Source organism: Pseudonocardia humida, assembly GCF_023898865.1.
In the GTDB taxonomy this organism is placed as follows: domain Bacteria; phylum Actinomycetota; class Actinomycetes; order Mycobacteriales; family Pseudonocardiaceae; genus Pseudonocardia; species Pseudonocardia humida.
In genome coordinates, this window is the sequence record NZ_JAGSOV010000083.1 from 1 (window position 1) to 15,740 (window position 15,740).

At 77.3% G+C, this 15,740-nt stretch carries 12 protein-coding genes; 5 read left to right on the plus strand and 7 right to left on the minus strand.

Features of this window, described 5'->3' with window-relative positions; translation table 11 throughout:
• Positions 1 to 650 precede the first annotated feature (650 nt).
• Entirely contained in the window at positions 651 to 1,820 is a 1,170-nt protein-coding gene (locus tag KDL28_RS35955) for an FxsB family cyclophane-forming radical SAM/SPASM peptide maturase (RefSeq protein WP_252445927.1), read from the minus strand.
• Positions 1,821 to 1,976: 156 nt separating this feature from the next.
• On the opposite strand from KDL28_RS35955, the gene KDL28_RS35960 reads away from it, so the two are divergent.
• From KDL28_RS35960 to KDL28_RS35970, 3 genes are all read left to right on the plus strand, one after another.
• Positions 1,977 to 2,195 carry an FxSxx-COOH-like cyclophane-containing RiPP peptide gene (locus KDL28_RS35960; protein ID WP_252445928.1) on the plus strand — a complete coding sequence of 73 codons (219 nt, stop codon included), beginning with the start codon at positions 1,977 to 1,979 and terminating at the stop codon, positions 2,193 to 2,195.
• Positions 2,192 to 6,142 carry an FxSxx-COOH system tetratricopeptide repeat protein gene (fxsT, locus tag KDL28_RS35965; RefSeq protein WP_252445929.1) on the plus strand — a complete coding sequence of 1,317 codons (3,951 nt, stop codon included), beginning with the start codon at positions 2,192 to 2,194 and terminating at the stop codon, positions 6,140 to 6,142. The genes KDL28_RS35960 and fxsT overlap by 4 nt, the downstream gene beginning before the upstream one ends.
• Positions 6,143 to 6,203: 61 nt before the next feature.
• Positions 6,204 to 7,178, plus strand: a complete 975-nt coding sequence (locus tag KDL28_RS35970; protein ID WP_252445930.1) for a hypothetical protein — start codon at positions 6,204 to 6,206, stop codon at positions 7,176 to 7,178.
• Positions 7,179 to 7,187: 9 nt separating this feature from the next.
• Here the strand turns inward: KDL28_RS35970 and KDL28_RS41195 are convergent, their stop codons facing one another.
• Genes KDL28_RS41195 through KDL28_RS35985 form a run of 3 tightly spaced genes read right to left on the minus strand, consistent with a single transcriptional unit; the run spans position 7,188 to position 11,106 of the window.
• Positions 7,188 to 9,359: a hypothetical protein gene (locus KDL28_RS41195; RefSeq protein ID WP_305882282.1), complete on the minus strand. Its 2,172-nt coding sequence runs from the start codon at positions 9,357 to 9,359 to the stop codon at positions 7,188 to 7,190.
• Positions 9,360 to 9,388: 29 nt separating this feature from the next.
• A complete protein-coding gene (locus KDL28_RS35980) occupies positions 9,389 to 10,342 on the minus strand; it encodes a hypothetical protein (RefSeq protein ID WP_252445932.1) in 954 nt (317 codons plus the stop codon).
• Positions 10,339 to 11,106: a hypothetical protein gene (locus KDL28_RS35985; RefSeq protein ID WP_252445934.1), complete on the minus strand. Its 768-nt coding sequence runs from the start codon at positions 11,104 to 11,106 to the stop codon at positions 10,339 to 10,341. Before KDL28_RS35985 ends, KDL28_RS35980 begins: the two co-directional genes overlap by 4 nt.
• Before the next feature lie 98 nt (positions 11,107 to 11,204).
• Between KDL28_RS35985 and KDL28_RS35990 the strand changes: the two genes are divergently transcribed.
• On the plus strand, positions 11,205 to 12,170 hold the full coding sequence (locus KDL28_RS35990) for a D-2-hydroxyacid dehydrogenase family protein (protein ID WP_252445935.1): 966 nt from the start codon (positions 11,205 to 11,207) through the stop codon (positions 12,168 to 12,170).
• 48 nt (positions 12,171 to 12,218) lie between these two features.
• On the opposite strand, the gene KDL28_RS35995 is transcribed toward KDL28_RS35990, so the two are convergent.
• From KDL28_RS35995 to KDL28_RS36005, 3 genes are read right to left on the minus strand one after another with little or no spacing between them, the layout of a single operon-like run.
• On the minus strand, positions 12,219 to 12,848 hold the full coding sequence (locus tag KDL28_RS35995; RefSeq protein ID WP_252445937.1) for an energy-coupling factor transporter transmembrane component T family protein: 630 nt from the start codon (positions 12,846 to 12,848) through the stop codon (positions 12,219 to 12,221).
• Positions 12,845 to 13,519: an energy-coupling factor ABC transporter ATP-binding protein gene (locus tag KDL28_RS36000; protein ID WP_252445938.1), complete on the minus strand. Its 675-nt coding sequence runs from the start codon at positions 13,517 to 13,519 to the stop codon at positions 12,845 to 12,847. Before KDL28_RS36000 ends, KDL28_RS35995 begins: the two co-directional genes overlap by 4 nt.
• Positions 13,516 to 14,637, minus strand: a complete 1,122-nt coding sequence (locus KDL28_RS36005) for a thiolase family protein (protein ID WP_252445939.1) — start codon at positions 14,635 to 14,637, stop codon at positions 13,516 to 13,518. Before KDL28_RS36005 ends, KDL28_RS36000 begins: the two co-directional genes overlap by 4 nt.
• 138 nt (positions 14,638 to 14,775) lie before the next feature.
• On the opposite strand from KDL28_RS36005, the gene KDL28_RS36010 reads away from it, so the two are divergent.
• Entirely contained in the window at positions 14,776 to 15,738 is a 963-nt protein-coding gene (locus KDL28_RS36010; RefSeq protein WP_252445940.1) for an AF_0692 family protein, read from the plus strand.
• Positions 15,739 to 15,740 lie beyond the last annotated feature (2 nt).

The following is a 15,740-nucleotide window of genomic DNA, read 5'->3' on the forward strand; positions in this document are numbered from 1 at the left end:
GGCGGCGCCGGCGCGGCGGGCGACCTCGGATCGAGCAGGGGTTCGGCCCCTGCCGTCACGTCGACCCGCCCAGGGTTGCACGCCCGGAAAACCCCCGCACGGTTGGCATCGAGCACGCTGCGGCCGGCAGGGCAGGGTGCGGGGGCCTTCCGGACGTGCACGCTGAGCACGCCGACGTGACGGCAGGGGCCTCGGGAGAGGAGTGGCGCTTCGCGCCCCGGGGTTCACGCCTTCGGCGCTCACCCGCCCCCATCCCGGCTCGCGGTGCTGGCGCGCCCGGCGGGACGGGAGTGACTTTCGTCTCGCCGGGCGGGGCGAGTGCGGCTTTCGTCCCGCCGGGCGGGGCGAGTGCGGCTTCGTCTCGCCGGGCGGGGCGAGTGCGGCTTCGTCTCGCCGGGCCGGGCGAGAGCCGCTCTCGCTCGCGGCGGGCTCGGCGGAGTAGCCCGGGGAGCGGCGCGAGAGTGGTCCTCGTCCAGCCCTGCTGGACCACAGTCACTGTCGTCCCGCCCGGAGCGAGCGGGCTTCTCGCCACACGTGCCTGCCCGAGAGCGCCACTCGCCCAACTCCGGACGAGCCCGGCGGGCGCCGCCGCGAGACCTGGTCGCCCAGGGCGCGCCCTTCGACGATCACGACGACCGATCGAGGCCGGGTCAGCCCGCTTCGGCGCGCAGCCGGTCGACGTCGGCGGCCAGGCGGGTGCGGATGTGGGTGATCAGGCGGTAGAGGTCGGGGCAGTAGACGCTGGGGTTGGTGAAGCCGGCACCGGCCGCCCAGCGCTGGGTGTGCGCGCCGCCGCCGCAGACCTCGACGATCGCGCAGGTCCGGCAGGTGTCGGCGAGGGCGGACGGGCCGGCCTGCCGCTCGCGGACCAGGGGGTGCGCCAGCGCGGCGTCGAAGGGGTCGTCGGCCACGCTCAGGCCGGTGGCGCCGGCGCCGGGCAGGGTCGCGGTGAGGGCGTCGCACACGTCGATGGCGCCGTCGGTCTGCACCACGATCGACGCCGTGGGCAGCAGGCCGGTGCCGGTCACCGTGGCTCGGCCGCCCAGCAGCAGGTTGAGCACGTCGTCGAACAGCCGCACGGACGTCTCCCGGACGGGGTGGTCGTACCAGCGGTCGAAGACGCGGCAGAGCCAGTCGCCGTAGGGCGCGTCGGGGGCGCCGGGCACGCGCCCGGGCGGTGGGGCCGTCCAGTTGCCCTCCGGCAGCAGGAAGTCGATCTGCGGCGGGTCGTGCGCGACCAGGGCCTCGTAGGTGGTGACGGGGTCGTTGGCCAGGTCGACGGTGCACAGCAGGCCCGCGTAGGCGGGGGTGTTGTCCGGGCGGCGCAGCTCGTCGAGGGCGGCGGCGACGGCGCCGTGCGTGCCGGTCCCGGAGCGGCGCCTGCGGTGGCGGTCGTGGGCCGCGGCGTCGCCGTCGAGGCTGACGCCGATCCGCACGCCGAGCCGGCGCAGCCGGGCGACGCCCGCGGCGTCGAGCCGCACGGCGTTGGTCTGCACGGCGAAGCGCAGGTCGGTCAGGTGCCCGGCGGCCCGGCGGATCGTGCGCACGCAGTGCTCGATCTCGTCGAGGCCGGCCAGCAGCGGCTCGCCGCCGTGCAGGGCGACGCCGACGGCGGGCAGGGCGTGCGCGCGGACGTGCTCGGCGATGCGGCCGGCGGCCTGCTCGACCGTGCGCCGCGACATCACGGTGGGGCGCTCGGCCCAGCCGCGGTCGCCCAGGGTGTAGACGTAGCAGTAGTCGCAGGCCAGGTCGCAGCGGCTGTGCACCTTGAGCAGGAACTGGTGGAACGGGTGCGGCGCCGGTCGCGACTGCTCGTGCACGGCGCTCCGACTCCGGCGGCGACCCCGACGGGCTACGGGCCCGCGGGGTGCGTTCACCGCCTGTGACGTGGAACCCCACTCTAGGACAGCGCGTGCTCCCCGGGGAACCGGATACGGTGCGGCGGCTCTCACCGTGGGTGCGGTTATCCTCACGGCGTGAGGCCGAAGCCGTCCGCCGCGCCACCGGTGCCCCCGCCCGGCCCGTCGGACGCGGTCGGCGGGTCGCCGTCCGGTGTCCGCGTCGACGCCTCCGACCTCGACGACCTGCTCGCCGGGCTGCCGGCCACGGCCCTCGGCGAGGCGCTGCGCCGGGCCCGCCGCGAGCGCGACCGCCCGCCCCCCACCGGCGCGAAGTACCAGCGGGCCATGGAATGACCGGGCCGAGCGGGGCACCGGCCCGGTTCACCACCTTCCTGCCGGTGTCCTCGGCGGTCCCGTCCTCGTCGCTGGTCGCCGACGTCGCCCTGCTGCTGGCCGGGGCCGGGCGCGCCGTGCTGGTGGTCGACTGGTCGCTGGGCGAGGCGGGCGTGCGCTCGTGCCTGCGCCGGGTGCCCGCCCGGCGGCTGCCGGTCGGGGAGCTCGCCGCGCCCGTGCGGGACGCGCTGCGGCGCACGTTCGGCACGCCGCCGGGCGTCGACCCGTTCGACGGCGCGGACCGCTTCGACAGCCTCGACCCGTTCGACGGCCTCGTGGACGACCCGGACGACACCGAGCGCTACGGGGCGTGGTGGCGCCACCGGATGCACGCCGTGCCGGGCCTGCTCGACGTGGCCGCGCTGGCCGACCCGGCGGGCCCGGTCGTCGGGCGGTCGTCCGACGTGCAGATCGACCGCCAGATCCAGCAGCTGGCCGGTGCGCTGCGGGTGGGCTGCCCGTACGACCACGTCCTGCTGCACGGCCTGCGCCCCGGCGCGGCGGGCGGCGTCGGGCTGGTCGCCGGGGTCGCCGACACGGTGGTGGTCACCGTGGCCGCGGTGCCCGACGCCCTCGACCTCGCCCAGCGGGCCGCGACCGACTTGCTCACCCGCCGCCCGTACGACCTGGAGATGGTGGTCGCCGCGATCGACCTCGGCGGCGGCAGCGTGCGGCGGGGCAGCGGGCGGGAGCTGACCGCGCGCGTCCTGGCCGACTTGACCCGCCCGCGGGTGATCGGTCCGGACGTCACGGCGGTGACGATGACCTACGGCGTGGAGTCGGCCTCCGGAGACGCGCTCTCCGTGCTGGTCGACGCGGACGGCCCCGCCGGGCGCGACCGGCGCCGCATCGCCGAGCTGGTGTCGGGCGCCGACGACGTCCCGGCGCTGCCCGAGCGGCTGCGCGCCCACTTCGGCAACGTCCTGGGCGACACCTCCGGGGCGGGCACCTACTGGCTGGCCTACACCCCGCCCGACCGCTCATGGGCCGACCGGATCGCCGGGCTGCTGCGCGACGCCGGTGTGCCCACCCGCCGCTACCCCGCCGACGGGGACGTCGTGCCCGGCCCGCGCGACACCGTGGTCGCCGTGGCCTCCCCCCGCCTGGGCGCCGCCGACCCGCTCCTCGACGCCCTGACCGAGCACGGTGTCGATCGGGGTGGCGATCAGGGGGCCGGGCCGGGCCCGGAGGTGGTGGCGGTCGTCGTCGAGCCGGTGCCCGCCGAGCTGCTGCGCGGGCGCAGGCGCATCGACCTGGCCCGGCTCGCGCCGGAGGACCGCCGCGCGGAGCTGCTGGGCGGCCTGGACCTGTTCATCGGCCACGCCGTCGACCGCGACGGCGCCGTGCCCTACGCCGGCCGGCCGCTGCGCGTCCCGGGCCGCGACCGGCGCTTCGTCGGGCGCGACGACCTGCTCGAGCGCATCCGCGACGCGTTCGCGCCGATCGAGGGCCACACCGCGGAGTCGCCCGGTGGCCCGCTCGTCCTCGTCGGGGAGCCGGGCGTGGGCAAGAGCGGGGTCGCCGCCGAGTACGCCCGCCGCTTCGCCCGCGACTACTCCGGCGTGCTCTGGGCGCCCGCCCAGGACGCCCGGGCGGCCCGGGCCGCGCTGGCCGACCTGGCCCGCGAGCAGGGCTGGCCCACCCCGCGCGGCGGTTCCGACGCCGCGCTGGACCACCTGCGCTCCGGGCACGGCGGCGAGCGCTGGCTGGTGGTCTTCGACAACGTGCTCGGCGGCGCGCTCACCGACATCCCGCTCAACGGCGTGGCCGACGTGCTGATCACCACCACCAGCGGGTACCGGCCCACCACCGGCCGCACGCTGGAGGTCGACCGGCTGCCGCCCGCGGCGGGCGCGGCGATCCTGCGCGACGAAGCGCTGGGCGTCCCCGGCTTGACCGACGCCGACGCGGCGCGGGTGGTGGAGATGGTCGGCGGCCTGCCGATCCCGCTGATGCTGGCCGCGGCCTGCCTGCGCGACGCGGTCGCCCGGATGCAGCAGCTTCAGGTCGACGCGGTGGTGGCGCGCCGGGACGCGGTCGACAACCTGCGCGACGCGCTCACCGCAGGCGGCGCCCCGCCCGACCCGCCTCCCGCCGAGCTGGGCCGCGCGCCCGCCTCCGGGGTGACCGCCCGCATCCTCGGCGTCGCCTGCGCCGCGCTGGCCCGCGACGACGTCGGGCAGCTCGCCGTGCGGCTGGCCCAGATGTGCACGTACCTGTCCGCCGACGGCGTCGACATGGGCGTGATCGGGCACCGCGCGTTCGTCGCCCGGCTCGCCGAGAGCGCCGGCCCGGCCGGTCGCGTGCTGTTCGAGGACGAGTGGGTGCTCGACCGCGTCCTGGCCGCGGGGGCCCGGTTCGGGCTGTTCGCGGTGGAGTGGGCGGCGCCGTCGTCGGTGCGGATGCACCGGGTGCTGCAGCGTGCGCTGCAGGAGCTCACCGACCCGGAGGTCATGCTGAGCCGCCAGGCCGACGTGCTGTGGGCGCTGGCCGACCACGCGCCGCTGCGCCCGGAGACCGAGCCCGCGGTGATGGCCGAGCTGGAGCGCCACCTGGTGGCCAGCGGCGCGCCCGACGCCGTCGACCGGTCCGGCCTGGTGCGCCACCTGGGCGCCCCCGACGAGCCCGGCAGCCCGGCCTGGAACGTCCGGCGCTGGGTCGTGGAGCAGATCGGGCACGTCTACGCGACCGGGGAGCCGGTCTCCTGGGAGTCGGCGCTGAACATGGCCACCGCCGTCGAGCGCCGCTGGGTGGAGCGCTTCGGCCCGGGCGACCCGCTGCGCTGCCGGCTCGCCGACCGCCGCGGCGGGCTGCTGTTCTCGCTCAACCGCACCGAGGAGGCCCGCCAGGTCGACATGGGCGTGCTCGCCGAGATCCGCCGCACGCTGGGTCCGGCGCACCCGCGCGCGGTGCACGCGGCCGGTGCGCTCGCCGGCGACGTGCTGCGCCTCGGCCGCTTCGACGAGGCCCTGCCCGAGGCCGAGACGGTGTGGGCCGAGCTGCGCGACACCTTCGGCGAGGACCACCCGCTGGCCCTGGCCAAGGGCTACAACCTCGCCCACACCCGGTTCCTCAACGGTCGCCAGGTCGAGGCGCTGGCGCTGCACCGGCGCTGCCACGCCCACCGCGAGCGCGTCCTGGGCCCAACCCACCCCTGGTACCGCGAGTCGCTGCGCAGCCTGGGCTTCTACCTGCGCGAGACCGGCGACTCCGACCAGGCCCTGCTGCGCCTCGAGCACGCGCTCGACCTGGCCGGGGAGTCCGGCGCGCCGGCCGAGCAGCTCGAACGCATCCGGGTCAAGCGGGCGCTGGCGGTCACGCTGCGCCGCGCCCACCGGCGCTCCCCGCGCGACGTCATCGAGGAGGCGGAGAAGCAGCTCACCGCGCTGCACGCGCTGCTCGGGCCCGACCACCAGGAGATGCTGGGCGCGCTGATGGGCCAGGCCGTCGACCTGGCCTCGGCCGGGCGGGCCAAGGAGGCCACCGCGCTGGCCGCGCGCGCGGTGCGCGGGTTCGCCGCGCTCGCCGTCGGCGACGCCCACCCGTTCGTCGGCGTCGCGCTGACCAACCAGGCCCTCGTCCAGCTGGCCGCCGGGGAGGTCGACCAGGCGGTGGCCACCGGCAGGCGCGCCGTCGAGGAGCTGGCCGCGGCGGTCGACGACGTGCACCCGTGGCGGTTGGCCGCGCAGTCCGGACTGGTCAGGGCGCTGGCCCTGCAGGGGAGGACGGCCGAGGCCGACGAGCTGCTCGGGTCGACGGACGGGCTGTGCCGGCACTACCTTCCTCCGCGCCACCCCGTCGCCGGCGCCGTGGCCGACAACCGGGCGGCCGCCGACCTGGTCGGGGTGGCTGCGGCGGCGGCCGCGGAGAGCTGGCGGGAGCTGGACATCGACCTACCGCCCACATGACCCGGCGCGGGGCGGGCGCGGTGACGAGCAGGGTCGGCTGTGGGGCAACGGGGGAGGCGCCGTGACCGTCGAGGGGGGTCCGCACGAGGTCAGGGTGCGCCGGACCGGGGGCGAGCCGGCCGGGCTGGACGAGGTCGAGGACCGGTTGCGCGCCGCGCTGGCCGGGCCCGGCGCGCCGCGCTGGCTGGGCCAGCTGGTCGGCGGGGTGCCCGACCTGGAGTGCGACACCCTCGGCGCCGGTTCGCCGGGACGGCTGCGCGAGGCGTTCCACAACTCGGGGCGGCTGCTGAGCATCCTGTTCGCCGAGCAGGACCGGCGCCTGGAGCCCGCCCGCTCCGGCCGGCTGGTCCGGATGGTCGTGCGGACGGGGCGTGGCGGCGCGTTCTGCCTGTCGGTGGTGCCCGGCCAGCACGTCGTCGGGTTCGCGCACGACGTCGGCCCGGACGGGGTCGCGGCGGCGGGCGCGGCGATGATCGGGCTGGTCGACCGGTTGCGCGCCGACCTCGGGCTGCGCAGCCAGAACCCGGGCGGCCTGGCCGCCCGCCGCGACGCCGCGCACCCGGCCGCGGCCGGCGACGGGCCCGAGGGACCGGCAGGCGCCGACCCACCGACCACCGCGGGGGTCACCGCGGGCCCCCTGTTCGACCGGGCCGCGGCCCTGCTGGACGGTGCGGCGCTGCAGTGGGTGGGCCACGTCCGCGACGAGGCGGTGGTCTTCACCGCCGACCGGTTCGCCGACCGCCGGCTGGCCCGGCACTTCCGGCTGATGAGCGCCCCGGCCCGGCGCCGGTTCTACGAGTCGTTCGCCGCCGAGGTCGTCCCGCTGACCGGGCGCCTGGACCGCCTGGTCCGGTCGCCGCTCGGCGGCCCGCTCGACGGCCTCGTCCTCGACCTGGAGCAGGGCGCGCTGCTGGTGCAGCGGCTCGGCCCGCGCGAGCACCTGGTCGGCGTCACGGTCGACCAGGAGCGGGTGGCGGCGGCCGAGGAGGCGCTGGCCGCGCTGACCCGCTCGCTGCGGACCGGTGAGGGCGGCTGAGACCCCGCGTCAGGTGATCGGGGAGCGTTCCGCGGCCGCGCGCACCTCGCGGCCGAGCTCGCGGATCTGCCGGTTCGCCGCGTCGATCTCCACGCGGGCCGGGCGGATCCGGCCCGAGCCGCCCCGGCGCGACGGGCGCGGCAGGTTGTGCAGTTCGAGCAGGGGCAGCACGTCGACCGCCTCCTCGTAGCGCGCGCAGAGCCGGTCGAGCTCGCGGCGCCCCGGTGAGGCCGGCACCAGCATCCACTCCCGGTCGACGGTGCGGGCCCACTCGCGCACGGCGGACCGGAACTCCTGCACCACCGCCAGGACCATCGAGACGGTGCCCAGGGCGCGCATGGCGAGGTGGTCGACCCGGCCGATGCGGCGCAGCCCCGCCAGCACCTCCTCGCCGCGGTCGTCGGACCGGAACAGCCCGCGACCGGTGCCCTCCGGCGTGCCCAGCGCGACGATCTCGTCGATGGCCCGGGTGAACACCGTGCGGACCGGCTGGGGCAGCGGGTCGTCGGTGCGCCCGGGGCGGCGCGGCTCGCCCGTCCACCCTGGCGGGACCAGGGCGGCCTGCTGGCCGCGCAGCGAGTCCACGCCGGCGGCGACCCGGTCGATCAGGTCGAGGGTGCGGGTCTGCTGGCGGTCGACGCGGTCGATCCAGTCGCGCAGGCCGGCGATCGGGTCGGCGTCGTCGGCGTCGTCGAAGGCGTGCAGCATCGCCTTGACCGCGGCCGCGAGGTCGTCGTCGAAGGTCTCCGCGGCGAACGACAGCGGCGCGCGCCCGAACTCCTGCCGGATGCGCGCCACGTGCACGGCGCTGGCCGCCCCGGTGACCACGACCTGGACCTGGGCGCGCACGCTGTGCCGGTCCAGCGTCTCGGCCGTGGCCACCAGGCGCTGCACGTCGGCCGGGGAGACCACGGCGTCGGCGATCAGGATGCCGACCCCGGCGTGGTCCGGGCTGGGCACCGGGATCCAGAAGTCGAGCCGGCCGCCGTCGTCCAGGCTGGCGGCGTAGTCGACCCGGAAGTCCCACAGGTGGTTCTCCAGGACCCGCCGGATGGTCGCGACCACGCGGGAGCGGTCGGCCACGGCGAACCAGCTGCGGGCGTCGTCGAGGACGCGGTCCTCGGTGACCTCGCCGCCGGTCTGGGCGGCCTCGCGGCGCAGCCGGTCGGTGAAGTCGCCGAGCATGCGGGGGTTGCCGTCGGTGAGGTCGACGATGCGCTCGACGGCGTCGATGGAGAACGGGGAGAGGGTGTCCGAGCCCGAGCGGGCCCGCAGGAAGCGGGCGGCGGCCTCGCCGTCGAAACCGGTCAGCTCGATGCGGGTGCCGGTGCGCCGGTAGGGGCCGATCTCCAGCTCGTCGAGCGCCTCGGCGCTGCCGGTCAGGTAGACCAGCGTGCCGGCCACGCGCAACTGCTCCAGCGCGCGGCGCAGGGCGCGGACCTGGCGGTCGTGGCCCTGGTCGAAGTCGAGCTGGTCGACGTCGTCGAGCACGAGCACCAGCCGGGCGCCCTGGCGGCCGTAGAGCCGGGCGAAGACGCCGAGCGCGTCGAGCCCGCCGGGGGCGGGGGCGGTGAGGCCGCGCTCGCGCAGCACCCCGGCCGGCGGCTCGCCGCGCAGCCAGGCCCAGGCCGCGGTGTCCAGCCCGTCGCGCAGCAGCAGCACGAGCGCGGCCGCGTAGTCGCTGTCGCCGACGACCTCCACGAGCACCGTGGACAACCGCTCCAGCAGCACGGCGGGGGAGAGGCCGAGCTCGGTGAGGTGCGCGTCGCGGTCGGCGGCGGTCTGGTCGGGGGTGCGCAGGAGCTCGTTGGTGCGGGCGGCGACCCGCTCGTCGGTGATGGCCCCGGAGACGAGGTCGGCGTGGTAGCCGCGCACGCAGGCCAGCACCTCGGAGCGGGGCAGCGCCCCGACGAACGCCGCGTGCAGCTGGTCGGCGTCCATCCCGGCGACGTTCAGGTGCACCGCGCGCGCCGGGATGCCGGAGCCGCCCGGGCCGAAGTCGTGCGTCTGCCGGACGAGCAGCCGGGCCAGGTGCGACTTGCCCGATCCCGGGGGGCCGGAGATCCCGATCACCGAGCCCGGGACCAGCGCGCCCGCGCTCACCGGGCGGGCCCGGAGGTGGTCGTCGAGGAGCTGGCGGGCGGTGCGCACCGCCGGCGTGTCGATCGTCAGCGGTCCCACCGGAGCCGCTGACTCGGACTGGTCGTCCACTAGGGCGCCTCGGGTTCACGTCGCGCGAGCAGGTCGGTTATCTCCGGGAACTCTATGAAGGGTAGTCCGTCGAACTCGGAGCGACCACCGATCCGCCGCCCGTACAGCCGGCGGAACAGCGCCACCACCCACCCGATGGTGTGCTGGTCGTCGCGGTTGAGGCCCTCCACCTTGCGCAGGGTCTCCTCGGTGACGCCGGGCAGGCCGCTGCCGGCGGCCAGCGCGCCGAGCCTGCGCTCGACCACCGTCCAGGCCTCCCCGGGCTCCAGGTGCCGCAGCGGCAGGCTGAGCAGCGGGAGGCTGTCGGGGCGCGGCGGGCGGCGGGCCAGCGGCAGCGAGCCGGGCGTGGTGGTCCGCTCGGCGAAGAAGAGCATCCCCGGGCCCATCCAGCCGTCGTAGGTCTCCAGGTTGGCGGCGTCGATGTCGGGTGGGCCGGTCGGCAGCAGGACGACCGCGATCCGGTCCTGGACGAGGTTGCGGCGCATGAACCGGTAGACCAGGCCGGGGTCGCACTCCTCGACCGAGGGCCGCTCCAGCATGTCCGCACCGCGGGTGCGCTGCTCGTCGGTGAGCCAGGACGCCTCCTCCAGGGCGTGCCGGCACACCGTCCAGCGCATCTCGTGCCCGGAGCGCATGGTGCCGTCGGGCTTGGTGGGCGACACGCCGCGCAGGTCGAGGGTGCTGAGCACGGTGCCCCGCGGGACGCGCTCGCGGACCAGCTGCACGCACCGGTTGACCAGGGTGGTCTTCCCGCTGCGCTCCGGGCCCTCGACGACCGCCAGCCGGCCCCGCCGGGCGATGGCGGGCACGTGCAGCTGCTGGGCGAACTCGGCCAGCCGTTCGCCGTGCCCGCCCACGTCGTCGATGAACCAGCCGGCGTGCAGGTCGGGGTCGAGCGGGCCGTCGGAGTAGGGGTCGTCGCCGGGCGGGACGAACGGGTTGGCCGCCGTCACGCCCCACCCCCGGGGCGCCACGTCCGGTCCAGGCCGGCGGCGAGCGCGGTCGCGGTGGTGCGGACGCGGTCGGCCGCCGCCGCGATCTCCCGGCTGTGCGCGGTGACATCGTCGCGGTCGTCGGGCCACGGGCCGGCGATCGCGGCCGAGACGGCGTCCAGGGCGAGCAGCGTGTCGGCCGCGGCCCCCGGCCGGCGCAGCGCCTCGGCGTGCCAGGCCGCCGCGTCCAGCTCGCCCACCTGGTCGAGCAGCGAGGCCACCGTCGGCCCGTCCGCGGTGCCCTTCGTGCGGACCAGGACGAACGCCTCGACCGAGCGCACGAACCGCCCGGCCGCGGCGCGCAGCGCGTCGCCCGCCTGGCGGCGCCGGGTCGAGCGCGCGGTCAGCCAGCTGGTCCCCAGCGCGAGCACCGCGCCGACCAGCACGTTCACCGTGGCGATCAGGCCCGTCGTCCACTCCGACGCCGGCCCGTCGGGCCTGATCGCCGCGCAGGCCCGCTCGAACCGCTCGGGCTCGTCGGTGCGCCACGTCGCGGCGGGCACCTCGGCGCCCTCGACCAGGAACGTGCCCGGGGTCGCGCCGGCGCGGGCGATCCCGAGGGCCTCAGCGGCGTCGACGAGCTTCTGGCGCTGCGGGCGGGACAGGCAGAACGCGACGTCCTCGTCGGTGCCCGGGTCGGGCGAGCCGGCGCAGCCGGACAGCACCAGTACGGCGACGGCCACCACCGCCGACCCCCGCGCGCCCACTCCCACGTGCTCGTTCACCCCGACCACCGTCGCCGACCGCGCCGGACCGATCGCGGTCGCGGTCAGTCTGGCCGACGGTGATCGCGGCGGCGCCGCCGGGCCCTACGATCGCCCCGGTGCGGGTGAGCATCCTCGACGACTACGTCGACACGCTGCGATCGCTGGACTGCTTCCGGTTGCTCGACGGCCACGACGTCACGGTCCTCACCGACCACGTGCCCGACGTCGACGCCCTCGCCGGGCGGCTGGCCGGCACCGAGGCGCTGGTCCTGATCCGGGAGCGCACCGCGATCACCGCCGAGCTGCTCGCCCGGCTGCCCGGGCTGCGGCTGATCAGCCAGAGCGGCGCGTACCCGCACGTGGACGTCGAGGCGTGCACCCGCCACGGAGTGCTGCTCTGCTCGCGTACCGGCGCGGCCGGGCCGTCGTACGCCACGGCCGAGCTCACCTGGGGCCTGGTCCTGGCCGCCGCCCGGCAGATCCCCGTCCAGCAGGCCTCGCTGCGGGCCGGCACGTGGCAGGCCGGCGTGGGTCGCACGCTGCGCGGGCGGACGCTGGGCGTCTACGGCTACGGGAAGATCGGGCGGGTCGTGGCGGGCTACGGCGACGCGTTCGGCATGGACGTGCTGGTGTGGGGCAGCGGGGCCGCCCGCGAGCGGGCCGCCGCCGACCGGCGCCGGGTGCCGGCGGACCGCGCGGCCTTCTTCGCCGGCTCCGACGTGCTCAGCGTGCACCTGCGCCTGGTCGAGGCCACCCGCGGCGTCGTCACCGCAGCGGACCTGGCCGCGATGCGCCCCGACGCGCTGTTCGTCAACACCAGCCGGGCCGGGCTGGTGCAGCCGGGAGCGCTGGTCGCGGCGCTCGACGCCGGACGGCCGGGGACGGCCGCGGTCGACGTCTTCGACGAGGAGCCGACAACCACCGACCCCCTGCTCGCGCGCCCGAATGTGATCGCCACACCGCACATCGGCTACGTGACGCGCGAGGACCTCGAGGCGCAGTTCCGCACCGTGTTCGGGCAGGTCGCCGCGTTCGCCGCGGGGGAGCCGACGAACGTGGTCAACCCCGACGCGCTCCGCTGACCCGCCTGGAGCCCCTGTCCTGCGCCGGGCCCGAACCGCCGGTCCGCGCTACGACGACGGGCCGGGGCGGTCCGGCTCGTCGCCCCACCCCCGGGCGGTGAGCGCCTCGCCGAGCCGGTCGGCGTGGCGCAGGGTCCGCACCAGGAACGGCGCGGCGAACGCGACGACCGAGCGCTCGGCCCCCCGGGCCTTCGCCGCGGCCCGCACCTCGGCGGCGATCCCGGCCAGCGTGCCCACCGCGGCCACCGTCAGCCCGACCAGCAGCCCGACCCGGTCGGGGCGGACGCCGAAGCGGCGCAGCGGGCCGAGCCCGCGCTCGACCGCGCCCACCACCGCGTCGACGCGGGTGGTGAGCGTGAACAGGGTGGCCACCCCGATCGCGACGGCCAGCCGCAGCGCCGCCGTCGCGGCGGCGGGCAGGCCCAGCAGCAGTGCCTGCACGGCGAAGACCAGGGCGACCAGCGGGAGGGCGGTGCGCAGCAGCCGCCACACCCGCCGCCCGGGCACCCGGGCCACCGCGTAGCCGAGCGCGACGGCGGCGAGCAGCCCCGCCAGCGCCACCGGCTCGCCCGTCACGACGGCCAGCGTGACCACGACCATGACCCCGGCCAGCTTCGGTCCCGCCGGCAACCGGTGCAGGGGCCCGGTGCCCGGTTCGTAGAGGCCGAGCGGGTTCATCCGGCGAGCGCGCGGTAGTGCCGCAGGGCCGGGGCGGGCTCGTCGTCGGCGACGACCCGGCCGCCGTCGACCACGACGACCCGCTCGAAGCCGTCGAGCAGGTCGAGGTCGTGGGTGACCAGCACGACCTGCTGGCGCAGGCCGGAGAGCAGGTCGACGAAGCGGCGCTTGTTGCGCAGGTCGAGCAGCGTCGTCGGCTCGTCGCAGACCAGCACGTCCGGGTCGAGCGCGAGCATCCCGCACAGCGCGAGCAGCTGCTTCTGGCCGCCGGAGAGCTGGTGGGCGGGGTGGTCGGCGTAGCCGGCCAGGCCGTGCTCGGCCAGCACCTCGGCCGCGCGGCGCGCCCGCTCCGCGCGCCCCAGCCCGGCTCGGCGCAGCGAGAAGGCGACGTCCTCACCGGCGGTCGGCATGACGATCTGGCTGTCCGGGTCGGTGAAGACGAACCCGACCCGGCGGCGGACCTCGGCCCCGCGCCGCGCGGTGTCCAGCCCGTCCACCAGCACCCGCCCGGACGTCGGCAGCACCAGCCCGTTGACCGTGCGGGCCAGGGTCGACTTGCCCGAGCCGTTGGCCCCGACGAACGCCACCCGCTTCTCGGGCAGCGCGAGCGTCACGTCGGCCAGGACCTCCCGGTCGCCGTAGCGGTGGCCCACCCCCTCGAACTCGATCACGCGACGACCTCCCAGGCCGCCGCCACGCCGACCCCGCCGCCCGCGGAGAGCGCGGCGAGCCCGGTCCGCTCGCCGCCGCCGCCGCGCACCAGGCGCGCGAACAGCCGCACGACCAGCACCGCGCCCGAGGCCCCCCAGGGGTGCCCCAGCGCGATCGCGCCGCCGTCCGGGCTGACCCGCTCCTCGTCGATGCCGACGGCGTCGAGGCAGGCCAGCGCCTGCCCGGCGAAGGCCTCGTTGAACTCGACGACGTCCGGCGGCCCGGCCGCCGCGAGCACCCGCCGCATCGCCGGCACCGCGCCCAGCCCCAGCAGGTTGGGGTCGACGGCACCCGTGGCCGCGACCACCAGCCGCAGCCCCGACAGGCCGCGCTCGCGGCGCACCCGCTCGCTGACCACCAGCACGGCCGCCGCCCCGTCGTTGACCCCGCACGAGTTCGCCGCGGTCGCCGTGCCGTCGGGGGTGAACGCCGGGCGGAATCGGGCCAGGCGCTCCAGCGTGAACTCCCGGGGCCGCTCGTCGGCGTCGACCCCGCCGACGGCCACCAGCTCCCCGGCGAACCGCCCCGCCCGCCGCGCCGCCAGCGCCCGGGCGTGGCTGCGCAGGGCGAAGCGGTCCTGCCGCGCGCGGGAGATCCCGGCCCGCGCCGCGACCAGGTCGGCGGCCGCGCCCATCTCCGGGTCGCCCGCCTCGGCCGGGGCGAACGGCGCGCGGGTGTAGGGCCGGGGCGGATCGGTGCGCCAGGCCCGGTGCGGCGCGGTCGACGCGCTCTCCACCCCACCGGCCAGGAACACCTCGCCCTCGCCGGCGCGCACGGCCGTCGCCGCCATCGCGATCGCCGCCAGCCCGGAGGCGCACTGCCGGTCCACGGTGACCCCCGGGACGCCCCGCCCGAGCCCGGCCCGCAGCGCGGCGACCCGCGCGGGGTTCCCGCCCGGCCCGAACACGTTGCCCAGCAGCACGTCGTCCACATCGGACAGGCCGGCGTCGTCGAGGGTCGCGCGCAGCACGGGGGCCGCGAGCTCGTCGACGGCGCACCCCTTCAACGCCCCTCCGGCGCTGCCGATGGGGGTGCGGCGCGCCGCGACGACGACGGGGGTGCGGTCGTCGGGGATCACGGCGCGGGGGAGGCCGGCGGGGCGTGCACGGCTCCGAGCGTAGGTGGGCGGGGATGGGTCTCCCGCGACCGCCTGGCCGGCCGGTTGAGGCGCGAGCCGACAGTTGATAAACCGAGTACTCAGTCTAATAATGGTGGGGTGAAGCGCCGCGCCCCGGTCATCGCCCTGCTGCTGCTCGCCCCGTTCGTCGGCGAGTTCCTGCTGGGCAACATCTCCCTGCGGGAGATCTTCGCGCTGCCGTTCCTCGTCCCGCTCTACGGCGCGGGCGCCCTCCTGATCCGCGAGGTCGCCCGCCGCACCGGCCGCGGCTGGCCGACGATCCTGCTGCTCGGCGCGGCCTACGGCGTGATCGAGGCGGGGCTGGTCGACCAGTCCCTGTTCAACCCGTCCCTGGATGGCTGGGACTTCCTCGCCGTCACCCCGGTCCCGGCGCTCGGGATCAGCGCGTGGCACGCGATGTCGTTCGTGATGGGGCACGCGGTGTGGAGCATCGCGGTGCCGATCGCGCTGGCCGAGCTGCTCGTGCCCGACCGGGCGCGCGAGCCGTGGTTGGGGCGGACCGGTCTGGTGCTGACCGCCGTGGTGTACGTGCTCGGCTGCCTGGAGGTGTTCGCCTTCATGTTCGCGGCCGAGGAGTTCCTGGCCACCCCGGGGCAGATGATCGGAGCCGCCGCGGTGGCGGCCGTGCTGGTGGTCGCGGCGTGGCGGGTTCCGCGGCGGCGCGAGCCGGCCGGCCGGGGGTGGGTGCCGCGGCCGCGGGTGCTCGGGGCGGCGGTGTTCGCCGGCCTGGTCGTCTACCAGCTGCGCCCGGAGACGTGGGGCGGGTTCGCGTTCGGGATCGCCTGGCTGGTCCTGCTCGGGACCGCGCTGGTCCCGCTCGCCCGGCGGCGCCGGTTCGGCGCGCGGCACGAGCTGGCCGTCGTGGCGGCCGCGCTGGCCGTCTACGCGCTGCTCGGGCCGGTGCTCACGCTGATGACGACGCCGGACGACCCGTTGCGGTGGGTCGGCAACGCCGTCTTCGCCGGGATCGCCGTCGTGCTGGTGCTGATCGCCCGGGCGCGCACCCGGCCGCGGGTGGACGCCGCGACGCCGCCGGGCTGACG